The 20,309-nt window shown below is 36.5% G+C and carries 16 protein-coding genes; 7 read left to right on the plus strand and 9 right to left on the minus strand.

All coding sequences use genetic code 11. The annotated features are described in order from the left end of the window. Window positions 1–59: 59 nt before the first annotated feature. The gene (locus AC2CGN_RS22455) at window positions 60–788 is read right to left on the minus strand and encodes an IclR family transcriptional regulator (RefSeq protein ID WP_286924509.1); all 729 of its coding nucleotides are present in this window, start codon (window positions 786–788) and stop codon (window positions 60–62) included. Between the two features lie 405 nt (window positions 789–1,193). Between AC2CGN_RS22455 and AC2CGN_RS22460 the strand changes: the two genes are divergently transcribed. Both AC2CGN_RS22460 and AC2CGN_RS22465 read left to right on the plus strand, forming a co-directional pair. Next, window positions 1,194–2,798: a M20/M25/M40 family metallo-hydrolase gene (locus AC2CGN_RS22460; protein WP_286924510.1), complete on the plus strand. Its 1,605-nt coding sequence runs from the start codon at window positions 1,194–1,196 to the stop codon at window positions 2,796–2,798. An 82-nt stretch (window positions 2,799–2,880) separates the two neighbouring features. Next, window positions 2,881–4,377: an alanine/glycine:cation symporter family protein gene (locus AC2CGN_RS22465; RefSeq protein ID WP_484516358.1), complete on the plus strand. Its 1,497-nt coding sequence runs from the start codon at window positions 2,881–2,883 to the stop codon at window positions 4,375–4,377. A gap of 123 nt (window positions 4,378–4,500) precedes the next feature. On the opposite strand, the gene AC2CGN_RS22470 is transcribed toward AC2CGN_RS22465, so the two are convergent. The 4 genes from AC2CGN_RS22470 to AC2CGN_RS22485 form a co-directional block, all read right to left on the minus strand. After that, entirely contained in the window at window positions 4,501–5,523 is a 1,023-nt protein-coding gene (locus AC2CGN_RS22470) for a methyl-accepting chemotaxis protein (protein ID WP_484516359.1), read from the minus strand. Between the two features lie 70 nt (window positions 5,524–5,593). Continuing rightward, entirely contained in the window at window positions 5,594–6,778 is a 1,185-nt protein-coding gene (locus AC2CGN_RS22475) for an NAD(P)/FAD-dependent oxidoreductase (protein ID WP_283870443.1), read from the minus strand. Between the two features lie 45 nt (window positions 6,779–6,823). Further along, entirely contained in the window at window positions 6,824–7,252 is a 429-nt protein-coding gene (locus tag AC2CGN_RS22480) for a helical membrane plugin domain-containing protein (RefSeq protein ID WP_205446557.1), read from the minus strand. Between the two features lie 574 nt (window positions 7,253–7,826). Then, window positions 7,827–8,450, minus strand: a complete 624-nt coding sequence (locus tag AC2CGN_RS22485; protein WP_054771559.1) for a TetR/AcrR family transcriptional regulator — start codon at window positions 8,448–8,450, stop codon at window positions 7,827–7,829. A 442-nt stretch (window positions 8,451–8,892) separates the two neighbouring features. On the opposite strand from AC2CGN_RS22485, the gene AC2CGN_RS22490 reads away from it, so the two are divergent. Continuing rightward, on the plus strand, window positions 8,893–11,079 hold the full coding sequence (locus AC2CGN_RS22490) for an MMPL family transporter (RefSeq protein WP_429983810.1): 2,187 nt from the start codon (window positions 8,893–8,895) through the stop codon (window positions 11,077–11,079). A 108-nt stretch (window positions 11,080–11,187) separates the two neighbouring features. On the opposite strand, the gene AC2CGN_RS22495 is transcribed toward AC2CGN_RS22490, so the two are convergent. Beyond that, window positions 11,188–12,702 carry a DHA2 family efflux MFS transporter permease subunit gene (locus AC2CGN_RS22495; RefSeq protein ID WP_429983808.1) on the minus strand — a complete coding sequence of 505 codons (1,515 nt, stop codon included), beginning with the start codon at window positions 12,700–12,702 and terminating at the stop codon, window positions 11,188–11,190. 155 nt (window positions 12,703–12,857) lie between these two features. Here AC2CGN_RS22495 and AC2CGN_RS22500 point away from each other — a divergent pair, with 155 nt between their 5' ends. Beyond that, complete coding sequence (locus AC2CGN_RS22500) at window positions 12,858–13,763, plus strand: TetR/AcrR family transcriptional regulator (RefSeq protein ID WP_429983806.1); 906 nt, start codon at window positions 12,858–12,860, stop codon at window positions 13,761–13,763. A gap of 45 nt (window positions 13,764–13,808) precedes the next feature. Here the strand turns inward: AC2CGN_RS22500 and AC2CGN_RS22505 are convergent, their stop codons facing one another. Both AC2CGN_RS22505 and AC2CGN_RS22510 read right to left on the minus strand, forming a co-directional pair. Then, window positions 13,809–15,458: a sensor histidine kinase gene (locus AC2CGN_RS22505; protein ID WP_429983804.1), complete on the minus strand. Its 1,650-nt coding sequence runs from the start codon at window positions 15,456–15,458 to the stop codon at window positions 13,809–13,811. After that, entirely contained in the window at window positions 15,455–16,156 is a 702-nt protein-coding gene (locus tag AC2CGN_RS22510; protein ID WP_429983802.1) for a response regulator transcription factor, read from the minus strand. The genes AC2CGN_RS22505 and AC2CGN_RS22510 overlap by 4 nt, the downstream gene beginning before the upstream one ends. 103 nt (window positions 16,157–16,259) lie before the next feature. On the opposite strand from AC2CGN_RS22510, the gene AC2CGN_RS22515 reads away from it, so the two are divergent. The 3 genes from AC2CGN_RS22515 (at window position 16,260) to AC2CGN_RS22525 (ending at window position 18,594) form a co-directional block, all read left to right on the plus strand. Continuing rightward, window positions 16,260–17,423: a DUF418 domain-containing protein gene (locus AC2CGN_RS22515; RefSeq protein WP_429983800.1), complete on the plus strand. Its 1,164-nt coding sequence runs from the start codon at window positions 16,260–16,262 to the stop codon at window positions 17,421–17,423. 180 nt (window positions 17,424–17,603) lie between these two features. Next, entirely contained in the window at window positions 17,604–18,158 is a 555-nt protein-coding gene (locus AC2CGN_RS22520; protein ID WP_429983798.1) for an SLOG family protein, read from the plus strand. 121 nt (window positions 18,159–18,279) lie between these two features. Then, a complete protein-coding gene (locus tag AC2CGN_RS22525; RefSeq protein ID WP_429986583.1) occupies window positions 18,280–18,594 on the plus strand; it encodes a hypothetical protein in 315 nt (104 codons plus the stop codon). Between the two features lie 83 nt (window positions 18,595–18,677). Here AC2CGN_RS22525 and AC2CGN_RS22530 read toward each other — a convergent pair whose 3' ends face one another. Next, a complete protein-coding gene (locus AC2CGN_RS22530; RefSeq protein WP_484516365.1) occupies window positions 18,678–20,072 on the minus strand; it encodes an L-cystine transporter in 1,395 nt (464 codons plus the stop codon). Window positions 20,073–20,309: the final 237 nt, after the last annotated feature.

Consider the following 20,309-nt stretch of genomic DNA (forward strand, 5'->3'; position numbering starts at 1 on the left):
AAAAAATTAACCATCTAATGTCGGCTTCATATTGACACTAGATGGTTATTAAAAAGTTTTTATATAAATCCTAATTCATGTGATAGCTGCTGTGCCGTTTTCATGACCTCTTGTGCTATACTCTCTAATTTTTCAGCATCTGTATCGTATTCAAAACACTCTGCACTAATTGCTGCAATAGGTTGTTTATTTGAATCAAAAATAGGTGCTGCTATTGATACTGTCCCCTTTGTTTTTTCCCCAAAGCTTATGGCAAAGCCTTTATCTCTCACACCATTCAGATTCTCAATCAATTCTTCTTTCTCCTGCTCCTTAAGCTGTTTTAAAAATTGCTGCTGTAGATCACTTTTAGAAAATGCAAGCAATACTTTATTAGGAGCTCCAATAGGATATGGAATTTTCTCGCCAATCATATCGATAATACGAACATTTTTAGGACTATCAATTCGATCAATAATAATGGATGCAAACTGTTTCGCAATACTTAAGTAGATAGTTTCACGAACATTATGGGCAAGGTTTTCTAAGAGAGGATGCGCTTTTTCCCTGATATCTGTTTCGTGATACATTTTCATGCCAAGCTGTAACCAAGTATAGCCAAGTCTAAATTCCTTTTTATTGTCATTCCTCTCTACTAAATCAAAGCTTTCTAATGTATATAATATTCTGTAAATTGTGCTAGTTGGTAATTCTGTTTCATTAAAAATTTCCTGCACAGAAAAAAAACGTTTTGGATGTCTTGCCAGCATATTTATGACTAACATTGCTCTTTCTATTGATTGAATCATTACATTTTCTCCCTTCCATTATCCTGTATTGACCTCTTTTCTAATGCTTTTACAGATCCAAAATAGCTGTTAGGGGAATAATTAAGAAATTACAATACATGCCTTTGATGTACTTTAAAATAAAGCCCCTGCTTTTGAACGTAGTTTCATTTAATTTTAACTAATTTTTAAATATTTAAATAGATACTAGATGAAATATGTATATAGGAATCCACCTAATTAGTACGGAAAATTACAAGTATTCATAAAAATTAAAATTGACAATTTTATATTTTCCCTTTACGATAATTTATATTCCACTATGCAGATTAAATTTCGTATAGTGGAATATATAGTGATCAAAAATATCTTGCTTAATAATTAATATCTAAAAAATTCACAGTCTACTATAAAAGGAGCAATAAAATGAATACTTATATGTGGAATACACCTGAAAAACTACGTGCCCTACTATGTGAAATTGTTAGCTGGGAAAGCAGAACTTTAACAAAGGGAGAAAATGAATTCGCCTATAAATTAAAAGAAAAATTGTTAACGCTTCCATACTATAAAAAACATCCTGAGTTCATTGAGTTACACGATGCAGGACTTGGAAGAAATGCTGTTACGGCCTTATATAAGCATCCAACTGCAACTGAAACAGTTGTGTTAATAAGTCACTTTGATACAGTGCATACAGAGGAATACGGAGAGCTAGAGCCATTAGCTTTTTATCCAGAAGAATTAACTAAAAAGTTGATGGAACCTAAATATAAAAAAGATTTACCAGAGGCAGCTAGAATGGATTTGGAGTCAGGCAATTATTTGTTTGGACGCGGCACAATGGATATGAAAATGGGACTGGCATTACACATGCAGTTGGTTGAAAAAGCAAGCTTTGAGCAATGGCCCATTAATCTGATTTTGACAGCTGTTCCTGACGAGGAAGTCAACTCTGCTGGAATGAGAGCAGCAGTTGTAGAGCTTGTGAGAATACGAGAACAACATGGTTTAACTTATAAATTATTTTTAAATAGTGAACCGTCCTTTTCACAAGGGCCATCCGATACGAATGAATATATCTATTCAGGAACAATTGGTAAGATCATGCCAGCTGCACTGTTCTATGGTAAGGAAACCCATGTAGGTGAACCATTAAAAGGGATGACGGCTAACTTTATTGCTTCCTATATGACACAGCATATGGAGTGGAACCCACTTTTCCGTGAAACAGATTTGGGTGAAAGTACACCATTACCAGTCTCTTTACAATTAAAAGATTTGAAAATGGAGTATTCTACACAAACACCATACCGTGCGGCGGCACTTTACAATGTCTTTTTGCTAAAGCGTACAGCTGCGGAAGTCATGACTATTTTTGAGCAAGTAGCGTTACAGGCTATGGCTGCATGTAATGAGCAATATCAGCAAATTTGTACACGAGAAAAAGTTCAGGGTGTGGGCAACGTAAAGGTATTACGCTACGAAGCACTATTGGAGCACGCTACTCATAAATTAGGCGCTGAAGAAGTTCATGCCATTAAACAGCAAGTTCTGCAGCATAGTGAATGGGATGATCGTGAAAAATCGATTCGCATCGTGGATCAGCTCATGATTCGCTGTCAGGAATTAGCACCAGCGACGGTACTGTTATATGCACCACCCTACTACCCTGCCATTAATTCATCCAATCATCCATTAGTGATACAGTCGATTGAATTAATGAAAAAGACGGCACAAACTTTCGACGTTGAAGTGGAGCAAATTCACTATTTTAATGGTATTTGTGATTTAAGCTATGTGAACTATACAGATAATTCCAATGAGTGGCTAGCATTTGAACGGAACACACCAGTATGGGGGGATACGTATAGTATTCCATTTAAAGAAATGACAGCCCTACAAGGTCCTGTGTTAAATGTCGGTCCATTTGGCAAGGATGCACACCAAAAAACAGAAAGGTTGCATGTAGATAGTGCTTTTAAAGAAATGCCTATGATGATTGATACGTTAATTAAAAGTTTATTTTAAGAGGAACCTCATACAAAAATGGTTTCCACTTTCTCCAATTTGAATTGTTACCTATTTATCTGAGTAGAAATGAGGTTATTATATGGATTTTGCCACTTTAACAGGGAAAATAGCAGGAATCATATGGAGTAATGCTTTAGTTTTTCTTTGTTTAGGAGCTGGCGTTTACTTCTCGCTTCTTATGAAGTTTCCCCAGCTACGTCTTTTTAAAGATATGATTACACAATTGTTTGATAGAAATAATTCAGCTAATGGCGTTTCATCTTTTCAAAGCTTTGCTATGGCATTAGGTGGACGTGTTGGTATTGGGAATATCGCAGGGGTAGCTACAGCTATTTATTTCGGAGGACCTGGAGCTATATTTTGGATGTGGGTCATTGCCTTTTTAGGAGCTGGAGCTGCCTATATTGAATCAGCTTTAGCACAAGTTTGGAAACAAGAAATTGCGGGAGAATATCGTGGAGGACCAGCCTACTATATCGAAAAGGGGCTAAAAAACAAGCCATTTGCTATACTTTTTGCCATCGCTACTATTTTAGCAACTGGTTTCACTGGCTCTGGTGTCCAAGCCTTTAACATTGCAGATTCTACAAAAAATGCATTCGGTATTTCACCAATAATCACAGGTATTATTGTTTCTGCAATATTTGGATTTGCTATTTTTGGCGGTATTAAAAGAGTTGGTAAGGTTGCTGAGTATGCTGTACCGTTTATGGCAACTGCTTATATCCTTCTTGCATTCATCATTTTATTTATCAATATCAAAGAAGTACCATCTATATTTGCTTTAATTTTTAGCTCTGCCTTTAATTTAAATGCTGCATTCGGGGCTGTGTTTGGGAATGCAATTATGTGGGGAGTAAAAAGAGGTGCTTATTCAAATGAAGCAGGTCAAGGTACAGGAGCACAAGCAGCCGGTACCGCAGAGGTATCTCATCCTGCCAAACAGGGGCTTGTTCAAGCATTCTCTGTCTATGTAGATACATTACTTGTTTGTACAGCAACAGCCATTATGATTATCTCCACAGGTAGTTACAATATTGCCCATCCTAACGGTGGATTTATAGTCGAAAATCTTCCAGGAGTTGAAGCTGGTACTGCTTTCGCTCAAGAGGCAATCAACTCATTTATCCCTGGCTTAGGAAGCCCGTTTGTAGCTATCGCTGTATTTTTCTTTGCGATTACTACTATGCTTGCTTTTGGGGTATATACAGAAAGTAATGTTGCTTACTTATTTAAAAACAATAAAAACTTTCCGACTATTGCAGTTGTTGTAAAAGTATTATTGGTTATTTCTATCTTTTTTGGAACTATTCGTTCATCCTCAACTGCTTGGAATCTTGCGGATATTGGTGTAGGTACTCTTGCTTGGTTAAACTTAATTGCTATTATCCTCTTAACAAAGCCAGGTATTGCTACGTTAAGAGATTATGAAGAACAAAAGAAGATGGGCCTTGATCCAGTCTTTATTCCAGAAAGATGCGGTATTAAAGATGCAGAATTATGGACTGAAATTACTGAAAAGAACTATCCAGATCAATTAGCCGCATTAAAAGAAAAAGTTGGCGATTTTAAATAATCAAATGAACCCTGTAGTAGACACTTTAGAAGGAGCTCTGCAGGGTACTTTCTTTTTTAAAATCTCCTTAAAAATTTTAGAGTGGTTTCAAGAGTTAAACATATCTTCATTTACGAAGTTTTATTATTTACTTTCGGTAGGAAAATGTTTCACTTGCTCTACTGCTTCTAATAATTTTTTTGTCACGATTTCGGACTCATCGATATGGCTTATTAGAACACGATTTGTTTCATCGAATAAGGCAGTTGTCGTCTTAAATTTATGCATAACATCTTCGTTTGATAGTTTTTGATCTTTAATGGAGCCTAGTAGCTCATTAATCCCAGTTTGAACATTGGTCATAATTTGTAGTAATTGATCAATTTTTACTGAGGTTTTAGTGCTTTTATCAATCCCTTCCGTTACTAGCTGCATATTATTTTTATTATCCTCGTAAGCAATTCCAATTTGCTCCTCAATTTTCTTTGTTAAATTTGCAATATCCTCTGTGCTAGTCTTCGTGCTTTCAGCTAATTTGCGAACTTCCTCAGCAACAACTGAAAAGCCTTTACCATGCTCTCCTGCTCTTGCTGCCTCAATAGATGCATTCAGAGCTAGTAAATTGGTTTGATTTGAAATTTCCCCAATAACATTTACAATTTCTGCAATTTGTTTTGATCGCTCACTTAAATTAGTCATGCTTAAAGATGTTTTTTGAGACTGCTCTCCTAATGCATCAATAAGCTGTTCTACTTCATGGACAGCCTGCTTGCTTTCTACTGATAATGTCATCATTTGGTTGGAGGAAGAAATTAATAAATTACCCTTATCTAGTGCGTTTTCAGAAATTTTATTTGATTGAATTGTGCTAACCTCAACTTTATTAAATTCTCCAACAATATCAGTAACCATTTCTCCTAAAATGGCATGCTGATTATTTACCTTATTATGCTGTTCAATGGTTTCAATGATATCCTTATGTAATAGATTTAAAAATAGTTGAAATTCATTATCCTTTTTATCCAGCGTCTCATTCAATTCATCAATTTTCTTTTTAAATTGCTCAACATCCTCTTCTTTTGATCGAAATATCGTGAACATCGTCCTATCACCCCATGCAAAATTTCCTATCTCCTTGATTTTATCCATTTTCTTATAATTAATCAATGTTATCCCAGTATTTTACACATAAAAAAATCCCCTTAAACACAAATTGCATTTAAGGAGATTCCTTATTTTAATATGCTAAACCGAATAAAGCTTTAATATGAGTTAAATAACGAATGTTAGAAGCTTCTTTCATTAATGTTGCTGGAAGACCTTTAAGCTCTGTGTTGCTAGCACCAATCGTAGCAACAGCATCTTTACGACCTAAGCTTGCAAGTGTACCAGAGTTTACAGCAGAGAATGATTTCATTTCTTGGTTTTTGTATTGTGCGAATACGTTGTAGCCAGCACATTCACCCATTTGCCATGCAACTTGAGCAGTTGGAGCGTACAGTGGACGACCACCATCAGCTGGTAATGCAACAGATGCGTCACCAATAACAAATACATCTTCGTGAGATGTAGATTGTAAGAATTCATTGATTGTTGCTTTACCGCGATCTGCTGCAAGACCTGATTCGCCTACGATTGGAAGTGGTGCTACCCCACCCGTCCAAACAAGCGTGTTTGCAACGATTGGTTCACGGTCCTTAAGAGAAATAACATTACCATCTACACCTGTTACAGGCGTACCTGTAATAAATTCTACTCCGCGTTTTGTTAAGCTTTCAGTAGCGCGTTGGATAAGTGTATCTGGAAGTACTGGTAAGATTTTTGGACCAGCTTCAACAAGTTTAATTTTAAGATCAGCAAAGTTAACACCGTGTTTGGCAGCGATTTTCGGGAAGTTGTCCACGATTTCACCAACAAGCTCAACACCTGTTAAACCGCCTCCACCGATAACGATTGTTGCATCTGCTTCATCTTTAGATTGTGCATATGCTTTAATGCGGTCTTCAATATGTCTGTTAATTTTATTGGCATCGTTTACTGATTTAAGGACCATTGAGTTTTCTTCTAATCCAGGGATACCGAAGAATCCAGTTTGGCTACCTAAAGATACCACAAGTGTATCGTAAGTTAATGTATAGCCTGTATCTAGGTCTACTTTTTTAGTGTCTACATTGAATTTTGTTACTTTCGCAATTTGTAGATCAATGTCTAACCCTTTAAAGATTTTTTTAAGTGGTAATGCAACAGCACCTTCAGCAATTGTACCACCAGCTAAACGGTGAAGTTCAGTGATGATTTGGTGTGTTGGGAATTGGTTTACTACAGTAATTTTAGCTTCATCAGCTGATAGATACTTACGTGCTGTTAATGCAGTTAGAACGCCAGCGTAACCAGCACCTAAGATGACGATTTCTTTTGACATGATTAATTAATCCTCCGTCCTTACGAATTGAATTTACCTTGAGTCTTATTTAGCTTTGCGTTCTGAGCTTACTTGTAAGAAAGCATTAACAAAACGGAAAACATTTTGAACTTGAGGGTCTTTTAACATTTTCACAAGACCGAATAAACCAATTACTTCATGGCTTTCAGATGCACGGTCTTTTGCTTCAATTGCAGTTGCTGCAAGGTTTTTTGCAGAGCCTACTACAGGACCAGCCATTTCTGTTACTGCTCCAACTGTATCGTTTTTAAGCACTTCGTCTGTTGCAACAGCTTGAGCAAACTCGTATGATTTCGTTAATAATGTCATCATTTCAGTTAACTTTGGTAATTGCTCAACTAAAGTTGTAAGAGATTCTTGAACTTCAGGCTTTAATAATTGATCTAGGACATCTAATTGTTCTTTACTCACAGTTACTTGCTCAGCCTGTGTTTGGTTATTCGTTTCTGACATGTTGAACTCTCCTTTGCCATCACTAATACTTTTTTTTATTACTTACATGTAAAAAAGACCATTAAGGTAAAACTTAACAGTCGTTACAGCGTATATCTTCCACATTCACCAGTCACAAGGGCTGGATAGCAATTCGTATGACTTGTTATTACAGTGTTAACTTCAATCCGCAAAAAGCGCATCATAATTCCATCCTTATCTTATCTTGGTGACATTACAACCTTCATTATAAGACTGTTTGTCCATTATTTCAATGAGCTAAATCACAATTTCGACAATCTTTTCAAAATTCATTGTTTTAGTCAACTATTAACTGTTTGACTATAATAAATTTTCCAAAGCAGTAAACGTAAGAATCGTCATTTTTTTGTCGTCCATCCTTTTGTCTCCCTCTTTTTGGAAGCAGATAAACAGTGCTTATTAAGGTCGTCATTCGTCTATTGGGGTCTTGCTCTGCGTGAAAGCGAAGCGTTAGAGACAAAGCGATAGTCTGGAACGAAAATCTCCCCCATTTTGACTTTTGATTATTTAGGACATTACCGGATAATACCTTTCGAAAGGAGTTTAAAGGTGCTTATTCATTATTATGAACAGATTGCCAAAAGAAAGTGGTCACTTCTTTAGCGGTTTCTTGTACTGTGTTAAACAATCGCTTTCCTTCCCCATCTTTGAAATATCCAATGGACATCATCGCCATAAACGTATGTGCAAAGAAGGTAGCATTTCCTTTACGTATTGTCCCCTTCTCCATCTCTAGCTGCATGGCCTGTTCAATTGTTTGATATATTTTATTTTCCGAGATATGTACTTCCTTTAACTGAGATTCCGATAAATTAATGGATGCCTCTCTCATAAAGTTTTTCATATCAATATCTACAGTAGCAGATAAGTGAACTTCAACAAGTTGTTCTAGTCGTTCTTTAAAGGGGCTTGGCTGCTCTAAAATATGTAGAATAGCTAGTCTAATCCTATCCATCATTGCAATTAATGCAGATGTATATAGATCGCCTTTAGTTGGGTAGTAATAATAGACTGTTGCCTTTGTCACGTTACAAGCTTTTGCTACATCATCCATCGAAATATTTTTGTAGCCCTCTTTTATAAAAAGTCTTGTGGCCGTTTCAAGGACAATATCTTTTGTTGGTTTTGCATTTTCATTATGGCGAGGTCTTCCGAGAACACGCGGCGACTGTTTCATCATATCGCCTCCTTTTAAAGCATTGTTTATCAATTATGCCTCGGCATAATTGCGTCCGGAATCGGCTTTGTGCTTAGGCCTGCGTGATGCAGGTCAGTTAGCCATTATCGCATGGATGCGATGATTTTAGGCTAACATCCTTTAAGAACTCCTTTTCGATTCCGTGACATCCGCCGGAGGCTTTAACTTCTTTCAGCGGAAGTTTGGACACCCTCTGAAAATTAAATTCGCATTCAGCTCACCACCTATAGAGGTGGGAGACTTCTGTATCTGCCGCTGCCGCTACGCTTACGCGCATAAAACATCTGCCGCTACGCTTTCGATACAAAAAATATTGCTGAAAGAAGTTAAACATAGTATAACATATTAGTATTTCGTAATTGATTAATTAACCTACTAGTATATATAATTAATAATACTCATACGGAATGGAGGTCTTCTCGTGAAAAAACGTCCACTCGAGCAATGGGGCTCGATGGTAGCAAGTAAAAAGGGGCGCATTTTAACTCTTGTCTTTTGGGTTTTACTTGTTACTGTTCTATCCCTTGCTTGGCCACAAATCAATAGCATTGAAAGTGAATCAGGTAAAAATCTACCTAGTACAGAAATGTCAGAACAAGCTGCTGCTATTATTGCAGAACAATTTCCTAATGAAGCAGGTACACCTTTATTACTTGTTTGGCACCGAGAAAATGGTCTAACTACTGATGATTTTGGTGTTATCCAAAAGATTTATGGAGAGCTAACAGATAAACCTTTAGCTCACCAAACACTGATTCCACCTTATGATCAAATGCCTACACAAGCCATTGCTGCATCCGCATCTGAAAACAGCACAACCATTGTTACTCCTGTTTTCTTTGAAAAAGGACTAGCAACAGATGTTTTGCAAGAGAGTTTAAATGCATTAACGAAAACAATGGATGAATATAATGTCCAATCAAAAAAGGACTTGGCCAGTGATGCACTTCATGTCCGTTATTCTGGACCAGTTGGCATTGCAACAGACGCCGTCAGCCTTTTCTCAAAAGCTGATACAAAATTATTAATGGCGACTGTACTCCTTGTTTTAGTGCTATTAATTATTATTTACCGTTCACCACTATTGGCTGTTATTCCTTTAATCGTCGTTGGTCTTGCTTATGGTGTCATCAGTCCGACACTGGGCTTCTTTGCTGATCAGGGATGGATTGCTAAGGATTCGCAGGCTGTTTCTATTATGACCGTATTACTCTTTGGTGCAGGTACAGACTATTGTCTATTTTTAATCTCAAAGTACCGCGAAATTCTCTTTGAGGTTGAGGATAAATCAACTGCTATGAAGCTTGCTGTAAGGGAATCTGGCGGCGCAATCTTGATGAGTGCCTTAACTGTTGTGATTGGACTAGCTACTCTTAGTCTTGCCCATTACGGTGCATTTCAACGCTTTGCAGTTCCATTTAGCTTTGGCGTACTTGTAATGGGAATTGCGGCACTTGTTGTCCTACCAGCAATTCTTGTCTTAATCGGTCGCGTAGCATTCTTCCCATTTGTACCTAGAACAGTGGACATGGCTCAAAGGAAAGGCAAAAAACAAAACAAGCCTTCCCATAAAACAAGTCATAAAATCGGGCATTTCGTGACACATAAACCATGGATTGTGATTGTAGCAACTTTATTATTATTAGGTGGTTTAACCGTATTTGTGCCACGCATTCAATATACATTTGATTTATTATCTTCCTTCCCAGAGGATATGCCGTCACGTGAAGGCTTTACTTTAATAGAAGAAAATTTCTCCCCTGGTGAATTAGCACCTATACAGCTAGTCATTGACACTAACGGAAAAGATATTAACTTACAACAGCAATTAGCATCTATCTCTTATATTGATAGTGTTTCAGATGTTCAAATTGGAGAAAAGAATAATCATATACAATTGTATGAACTGACTTTAAATTTAAACCCTTATGCTAAGGAGGCATTAGCACATATTCCAGAGCTGAAAGCAGAAGTTGGAAAAATGCTTGAAACTGAAGGTATTAAGGAGGCAGATCAGCATCTATGGATTGGCGGCGAGACAGCTAGTCAATATAATACGCAGCAAATTACTGTAAGGGATGAAACAGTTATTATGCCAACGATGATTGCCTTGATTGCTCTATTATTATTTATCTATCTTCGTTCCCTTACAGCGACAGTTTATTTATTAGCCACTGTTATTATTTCCTATTTCGGTGCACTTGGGGCTGGCTGGCTTATTTTACATCATGTTATGGGAGCTGAAGCCATTTCAGGAGCTATTCCACTATATGCCTTTGTCTTTTTAGTAGCACTTGGAGAAGATTATAATATCTTTATGATTTCAGAGATATGGAAAAAACGTAAGACTTCAGATCATTTAACTGCAGTAGAAGAAGGTGTTGTTAGAACAGGTAGTGTCATTACATCTGCTGGGCTAATCTTGGCTGGAACATTTGCAGTACTTGCAACATTACCAATTCAAGTATTAGTGCAGTTTGGTGTCGTTACAGCAATTGGCGTACTTCTAGATACATTCATTGTGCGTCCTTTACTAGTTCCAGCGATCACTACCGTTCTGGGTAAATATGCATTTTGGCCAGGGGCATTATTTAAAAAAGATATTTAATATCAACCCGTTTTGTATTCACTATTGTGTCTACAAAAACGGGTTATTTTTATGCCTACTACAAAGAAAAAACCTGCCAGTATAGAGTTTTTTCTGGCAGGTTATAAATTATTTAGTTGGTTTTTTCAAATCCATATGTGCAGCTGTACTTTCAATTTTTACACGTTTTAAGAAGAATGCAAGGACAAAGGCAATTACTGTAACGCAAGCTGCTATAAAGAATGAGTGCGTAATCCCATCCAATAAGGCATTTTGCATAATTTGGTCCTGCATTTGCTGCATTTGTTCAGGTGTTGGAGCTACTCCAGATTGCGCTGCATTCGCTTTAGCTTCTGCAATTAAATCCTGGGCTGTAGCTTTTGTACGATTATTCATAAACGTAACCATTACAGCACTACCAATTGCTCCTGCCACTTGCTGTACAGTATTATTAATGGCTGTACCATGCGGGTTCATCATTTGTGGTAATTGATTTAAACCATTTGTCATAATTGGCATCATAACCATTGACATACCGAACATACGAATTGTGTACATAGACACGATAAATGTATAGCTTGAATCTAATTCTAATTTTGTTAACCCGAATGTTGCAGCTGTTGTAATAGCTAACCCGATAATTGCTAGGATACGCGGCCCAAATTTATCAAAAAGTTTCCCTGTAATCGGCGACATAATCCCCATTACAAGTGCTCCTGGAAGCATCATTAGGCCTGCTTTAAATGGATCAATTCCACGAATCGATTGTACATAAGCAGGCGTTAAAATCATACCAGAGAACATAGCCATTGACACGATAATTGAGATAGCTGAACCCAATGCAAACATTGGATATTTATAAATACGTAAATTTAGCAAAGGTTGATCCATGCGTAGCTGTTTAAAGATAAATATCAGTAAAGCAATAAATCCAACTGAAATTGGGCCATAAACCCAAGGACTTGACCAGCCCTTATCCCCTGCAGTACTGAAACCATATAGAATACCACCGAATGCAATTGTTGATAATAGGACTGAAAGTAGATCTAAATGAACCTTACGTGTCTCCATCACGTTCTCTAATTTCCAAATTCCAAACAACAAACTAATAACAGCAAACGGAATAATCATTTGGAATAGCATGCGCCAATCATGGTGCTCAACAATATATCCTGATAGTGTAGGACCTATTGCTGGCGCAGATATCATTACTAGACCAAAGATCCCCATTGCTGCACCGCGTTTTTCTTTTGGAAAACTAATCAGCATTACATTCATTAAAAGCGGGGACATACTTGAAGCACCAGCTGCTTGCACCATACGACCTGCTAGTAATACTTCGAAGTTAGGTGCAAAGCCGGCCATAATTGTACCAATTGTAAAGACTGACATCGCTGCAATAAACAAATGTCTATTTTTAAAGCGTGTTACGAAGAACGCTGAAGCTGGCACTAGAATACCACTTACTAGCATATAACCTGTTGCGAGCCATTGTACCTTTGAATACGTTATACCAAAATCATTCATGATTGTTGGTAAAGCAACATTTAACAATGTGTTATTTAGAAAAGCAACAAATGCCCCCACAAATAAAATCGAAATCATTCCATATGGGGGCTTTTTCATTGTTTGCTCACTTTCCATATAAATCCCTCAATTCTTTCTTGTTTTTCGATAAAACTTATTTTATACTCGCAGTCTACTTTTTTCAAGAATTAAGTCTATAAAAATTTTAAACGTTGATAAATAAGCATTTAGGCTATAGAATAAGAGTATAATATTGATAAAAAGGTGAGGTTATGAATAAAAGAAAAAGACAAATTATTTCTGCAGCTAGAGACTTATTTATTGAAAAAGGATTCGTTGATACATCCATTAACGACATCATCGGTGCAGCTAAAATTTCTAAGGGTACATTTTATAATCATTTTTCTTCTAAAAATGAATGCTTAATCGCCATATTGGATGAGGGGCGTGAGGAAGCTAGTAATCGTCGTCACGAACTTCTATACGGGAAAGATCCTACAGACCTGGAAGTCTTAACTCAGCAAGTAGCAGTACTTATGTATGTCAATCGTGAGCATAATTTAATCCAAATCTTTGAGTCTATATTCCATTCTCGGGATAATGAACTTAAAAAAATCATTATAAATTATCACTTACAAGAGCTGGAGTGGCTTGCAAATCGACTTGTACAAGTATTTGGAGAAGAAATTAGTCCAATAAGCTATGAATGTGCCGTGCAAACGCTCGGTATGATTAATCTGACATTGCGGGCTGTTTTAATTGCTGATTATAAATATATAAATCGCGAGGCAATTGTACGTGTAGCATTACGCAATATTAGCGTAATTATACCTGCTATGCTTGAATCAAAAGAAATCATTGTCAGTGTTGAAATGATTAACACCATCCAAAATGTTGTGAATTATAAAGCAGTTAATAAAGACACAGTTATTGAGCAATTAAGAGGCTTTAAAAAGGGTTTATCTAAGAATGAAACAGTGGAAGGCTTAGAATACGTGGAATTTTTATTAGAGGAACTACAGCGTGAAAAACCAAAGCTTTTTATCATTGAATCACTTCTTACACCTTTCCGTAAAGCTTTCGTTGGAACGGAGCACGTAGCAGAAGCACGGGATATTGCCAATAGCCTTTGGCGATATGTAAAAGTTGAGCAGCCATCTGAGAGATGCAAAAAATAAAGCAAAGGGTAGTACAAAGTGAATCATCACCTGTACTACCCTTCTTTATAATGATTGACATTGAAACGTTAAAACAAAAACTGTGCCATCCGAGTCTGTTCGAACGCTGATCGATCCATTATGCAGATCAATTAATTGTTTCGTAATAGCTAGTCCCAATCCTGTACCAGTAGTATCATCCGTAGTATTAGTACCTCTATAATATCGTTCAAATAAATTATCTAACTCTTCCTGTGGTATGCCAGGTCCTTGATCAGTGATTGTCATTACTACAGATTTATTGATTTGCTGTGCATCTACCATTACTTTGGTGCCTTTAGGTGTATATTTTTTCGCATTGGTAATCAAATTATCTAAAATTCGTTTTAACAAAAGCTCATCAGCTTCCAACATAACATCTCCATATACATTTACAGATACTTGCTCATCCACGAACTTTGGTAGCCACGAAGCAAGTGGTATCAATACTTTTTCAAGTTGAATGGCTTTATTTTTTAATTGATACGTATAGGTTAAATCCTGAATAAGTGCATCCATATACGTTGCTTTTTCCTGCATTGTACTTGCAAAAATACGCATTTCCTCCATTGACCAATTATAGTCTTCTGAAGCAAGCATAGTGGAGTAACCATAAATTGAGCTAAGAGGTGTTTTTAAATCATGTGATAGCCCTGTAATCCACTCTTCGCGTAATTGCTCTGCTTGTTTAATTTGCCGTTCATTAAAAGAAAGTCGTTCTGATAAATGGTTGAGAGATTCATCCACAGGTTGAAATAATTTAAATTTCTTTTTTAGCTTCCCTGTCTTCTGATGATGAATATTCTTGTCACTTACCTCACTATAATCAAACTGAGTAAGTCGGTCGATTCGAGATAATACATAAACAAGTGGTCGTACAAATTGACGAGAAATGCTTATCGATAAAAATATTACACCAATTAACAAGATAATGTGCCCTCCAAAAAAGGTGGAGATAAATAACAGCATTGCTTTATTAAATGGCTCCTCAAATGGCTTATACGATGGATTTGGCATGCGCACAACCAGTGTTGAACCATTTTCTAAAGCTGCACTCTGTATTAACTCTGCATGCTCAAAAATATCGTATTTTTCTTCTAGCAACTGTGGCTTATTGAGTTTTTTATAACGCTCTCCAATGACTTCTACACGGTCCCATTGCTCATTATAGATTTCAATAGATGCCTTTTTATCCTGAATACGTGGAAGTAGCTCTGACGGTATCTCTCCTTTTTCTTCCCAACCTTGAAGTGAATCCTCAATAATTGACTGAACAGGTGATATTGGCAGAAATAATAAATAATAGTCAGGAATCTCCCATGTATGCATACCTAGTCTCTTAAGATTCAATACCTCACTATCCGTCATTCCACATAGCTCACATATGTCTCCTGTGTAATCAACGATGTTCATGGATTGATCAAATAAGTATAGCTGTCCTGCATTCTCATTCGCTCTCTTCACTAAATAGTCAGCAATTTTAATAGATGCTCCCTTTTCTACAACAGCATCATCTTTAATTTCGTAGGAGGTCATTACATGAATATTATCGCCCACTCGTTTATTGATAAAGATCCCGAAGGACACCAAACTAATGACAAAGCCTGAGATAATTAGCAAATAAAAGACAATGAAATAAGATACAAAGCGAAGTGTTAATTTTCTGGCTGGCTTCATGAAAGAGCATCTCCAACAAGTTTATAACCAATGCCTCTTACAGTTATAATGCAAGTTGGTTTACCTGGATTCTTTTCTATTTTTTCTCGCAGTTTTCGAATATGCACCATCACAGTATTATCATCAAATAAGCAATCGCCCCATACACGCTCATAAATTTGCTCCTTTGATAATACCTGCCCAGTATTTTCACATAAATATTTTAATAAATGAAATAAACGCCCACTAATAATTTCCTTTGTCCCATCTACAGTTATCTCTGCTGCATCGATATTAAATGTAAATCGACTACATACAAAGAGATGGTTTTGTGATACATCCTTCTTTTTAAGATAGCGTCCAAGCTGTACCTTCACCCTCGCTACCAGCTCAAGTGGATTAAATGGCTTTGTAATATAATCATCTGCTCCGTTCATAAACCCCCGAAGCTTATCAGCATCACTACCCTTGGCAGTTAAAAAGAATACAGGCGCATCACTACGCTCACGAATTAAATTCGCCATTTCTATCCCATTTCCATCTGGTAGCATTATATCTAATAAATAAAAATCAAAGGTTTTCATCTCTAAGTTCTTTTTCGCTTCTTCTACAGTGCTACATAATGTAATGTTTAAAAATCCATCTTTCCCCAATATAATTTCAATCATTTCCGCAATAGCACGTTCATCCTCTAACACTAAAATTGATGCATCTTGCATTCTACCACCTACTTTTAAGATTACTTTAAGGCTGTCATTATTTAGCCATAAGCTTTATTAATTACACTATGTATAAGATAACCAATTAAGGAGATAAAACGCAATGACAACAAACCGTGTAACCTTCATTGATACAATGCGTGGCTTTAGTTTATTTGGCATCTTAATGGCGAATTTACTGATTTTCCAATTTGGCATGTATGGTAAAGATGAGCTTCAACATCTTTCAACCATCGATAATGGTGCTTTATATTTCGTTAAAATCTTCATTGAAGGATCATTCATGCCTATTTTTACAATTTTATTTGGCTTCTCTCTTATTAAAATGATTGAATCCATTCGTAAAAGAAAAAATAAAAGTCGCTGGTCCATTTTACGTCGTGCCACTGGGCTTATTGCACTTGGCTGGCTTCATTCAACACTGTTATGGGAAGGAGATATACTTTTATCCTATGGCTGTATGACTCTATTTTTACTCCCTTTTATTAACCGTAAGCCAAAAACGCTTTTTATTTGGGCTGGGATTCTTTTTGTACTGACAACCGCTTTAACATTCGGTCACATGGACCCAACTAAAAAGGAACAAAAAGAATTAGAGACTTACATCGAGCAAGCCGATCATGTGTATGCAAATGGAAGTTATTTAGATATTTATGATTTTCGAGCAAATACTTTACCTCCTGGAATGGATGATCCTTCCTATATTTTCATCATCCTTATATTTGCACCTATCTTCTACGCTCCTTTGTTCCTACTTGGTATGGGATTCGCTAAAAAGCAAGCATTTGTGAATATGGAGGGCGAGAAAAAATGGTATAAACTAGGTGCATTACTTGTTCCGATTGGGCTAGCTTGTAAAAGTTTTAGTTTTATAGAAAATAATCTCTCAAATCTTTTAGCAATGGGAGGCTCACAGCTTTTAGCAATTGGCTATGTCTGCCTAGCAGCACTATTATTTAAATCACGTCCTGTTCAATTGCTCTCCCCTGCCTTTGAAAGTGTTGGTAAATTATCACTTACTAATTATCTAATGCAAACCATTATTTGTACAACAATCTTTTACGGATATGGCCTAGGATTATATAGTAAGCTGGGCGTTCTTGGCGGCATTGTATTCGGGATTATAGTTTATAGCTTGCAATGCGCGTTTAGCATTGCCTATTTAAAGAAATTTAAGCGTGGACCATTCGAAGCTGTACTCCGAGCATGGACAAATTGGTCATGGAATGGACAGATTAAAAAGAAAGGACAGGTAACACATGAATAGTGACACCAAAGAGGACTTTACAGACACATGGTGGTTTTTAGGCATCTGTGCGGCTGTAGCTGTAGTCCTAACACTATTTGCATTTTAATTTTTTATAACGACTGTAAAGCATAAAGGAATTCGTTTTCTATTGCCTCCTACTGTATACTATTACTACTATACAGATTAGGGGGCATTTTATTGTTACAACGACTCATTATCACTGGCTATAAGCCTCATGAACTCGGAATTTTCAATGACAAGCATCCAGGTATAGCCATTATCAAAAAAGCGCTTGAAACCCGTCTACGTATACTAATTGATGAAGGATTAGAGTGGATTATCATTAGTGGACAGCCCGGTGTAGAAACTTGGGGAGCTGAAATTGTCTTGCTATTAAAAAAAGAATTCCCTCATTTAAAATATGCTGTTATTACTCCCTTCCTTGAGCAGGAGAAAAATTGGCAGGACCATAAAAAGGAAAAATATCAAGCCTTACTAGGTCAAGCAGATTTTGTGACGAGTGTTACGAAAAAGCCATATGAGGCTCCCTGGCAATTTATCGAAAAGGATAAATTTATCATTCAAAATACAGATGGTCTGCTCCTTGTTTATGATGAAGAAAACGAGGGCTCCCCAAAATATATGAAGCGTCTAGCAGAAAAATATATGGACACTCACGACTACACACTTATAACAATTAATGCTTACGATTTACAGGTAATAGCTGAGGAAATAGCGCAGCAAGATTGGTAGAAAAATATTGATATAATTTTCTGACAATTATATACTTAATTATAAGATTAACTCATTAAAATAACCATCTTTGAATTTCATCTAGTCATGTTGCTAATATCCTAAAAGGAGCTGTTGACATTTGAATAAAAAAATCGAAATGATTCTTGAGCCTTTCCCAGTCAATGTTTCCCATGATACGTACCGCAGAGAATGCAAATATACGCGCGGAATTCATATTGAAGAGCAAGAGTTTAAAGCTATTTTGGATACAATGTGCCACGATTCACGCTTGTATTTTGATTTTCATAATCCACGCAAGGAAATTATAAAGGGAACATATTTAAATGGTCACTCCGGGTTAGCACGCGATATATACGATTATTATAAAACCAATTATGCCATTGAACTTAGCGAACTAATTAATGGTAAGGATTTTTATGTCAAAATAATTTAAATGCCCAATTATTAAAAACAATGGCTATTCACAAGCAGTTATAAAGGAGCTACTCTCAATAGAGAATAGCTCCTTCTTAATTTTTATAGGTCTGATACTTGGGCACCTAATTCTTTATTATTGTACATGTCTGTGTCCAATTCTTTGGTTACACGTGCAGTTGTTACACCCGCTGTCATAGAACCACTTACATTTAGTGCCGTACGACCCATGTCGATTAATGGCTCAACAGAGATTAAAATACCTGCAAGCGCAACTGGTAAATCAAGAGCTGATAAGACTAGAATTGCTGCAAATGTTGCACCTCCACCAACACCAGCTACACCAAATGAACTAATTGCCACTACTGCAATCACAGTAATGATGAACACTGGATCAAGTGGATTAATGCCAACAGTAGGCGCAATCATGATGGCTAGCATCGCAGGATAGACACCGGCACAGCCATTTTGACCAATCGATAAACCAAATGAACCTGAGAAGTTCGCAATTCCCTCTGGTACACCTAGACGGCCAGTTTGCGTTTTAATGTTCATTGGCAAAGTACCAGCACTTGAACGTGATGTAAAGGCAAATAATAGTGTTTCTGCGGTTTTTTTCAAATACGTAAATGGATTTAAACCACTTAATGTTAAGATTAATAAGTGTACTATTAACACAATAAATAGTGCTGCATAGGATGCAATAACAAATTTACCTAAATTATAAATTGCCCCAAAATCAGATGTTGCTACTGTACGTGCCATAATGGCAAGGATACCGTATGGTGTTAAACGTAAAACGATTGTTACAACACCCATTACTAATGCATAGATGGCATCTAGACCCTTCTTAATCGTTGCACCCATCGCTTCATCCTTACGTGCTACACGTAAATAGGCAAAGCCTAGGAATGCTGAAAAAATTACGACAGCAATCGTAGATGTTGAACGAGCTCCCGTTAAATCAAGGAATGGGTTTGCTGGGAACAGCTCAATAATTTGCGTTGGTAAATCTGGTGCAGCTAATCCGGAAGTTTTTTCTTCGATATATGCACCACGCTCAGTTTCTGCATCACCTTGCATAATTTGTGATGCATCTAAATCAAATACAGTTGCTGATAAAATACCTACTGCTGCTGATACAGCCGTCGTACCAATTAAAATGGCTAAAATGAGTGCAGCCATTTTACCAAAATTTTTACCCACCTTCATTTTTGTAAAGGCGATTAAAATTGAAATAAACACTAATGGCATAGCAACCATTTGTAGTAATTTCACATAACCCGTACCGATAATATTGTACCAAGAAGTCGTTTTAGCCAATACCTCAGAATCGATACCATAAATTAAGTGAAGTCCAAGACCAAGTGCAATTCCTAGACCTAAACCTGTAAAAACACGATTTGAAAACTTAACATGTTTTTTGTTCATAAAATATAAAATTCCAACGAACACGAGCAAAACGGCTACGTTAAGAATTATTTGTAATGTAGACAATGGAAATCCTCCTAAGATGCTTAATTAAGATGTAAATCGAATTATATACCCATAATCCCTATAATTCAAGTATGTTTTATTCAGATTAATAATTTCCTAAAATGAAAGCGATTCCTTGTCTTTGATTATGCCCCAAACACAAAATATAATAAATTTAGTTTAACGTTAAATCTTTTTACTTTGAAAAAGAAGTTCTTTATATAGAAAATACAAGATAAAGACTGGTAATGGTGTAGT

This window comes from Lysinibacillus sp. DFXJR4, assembly GCF_057196045.1.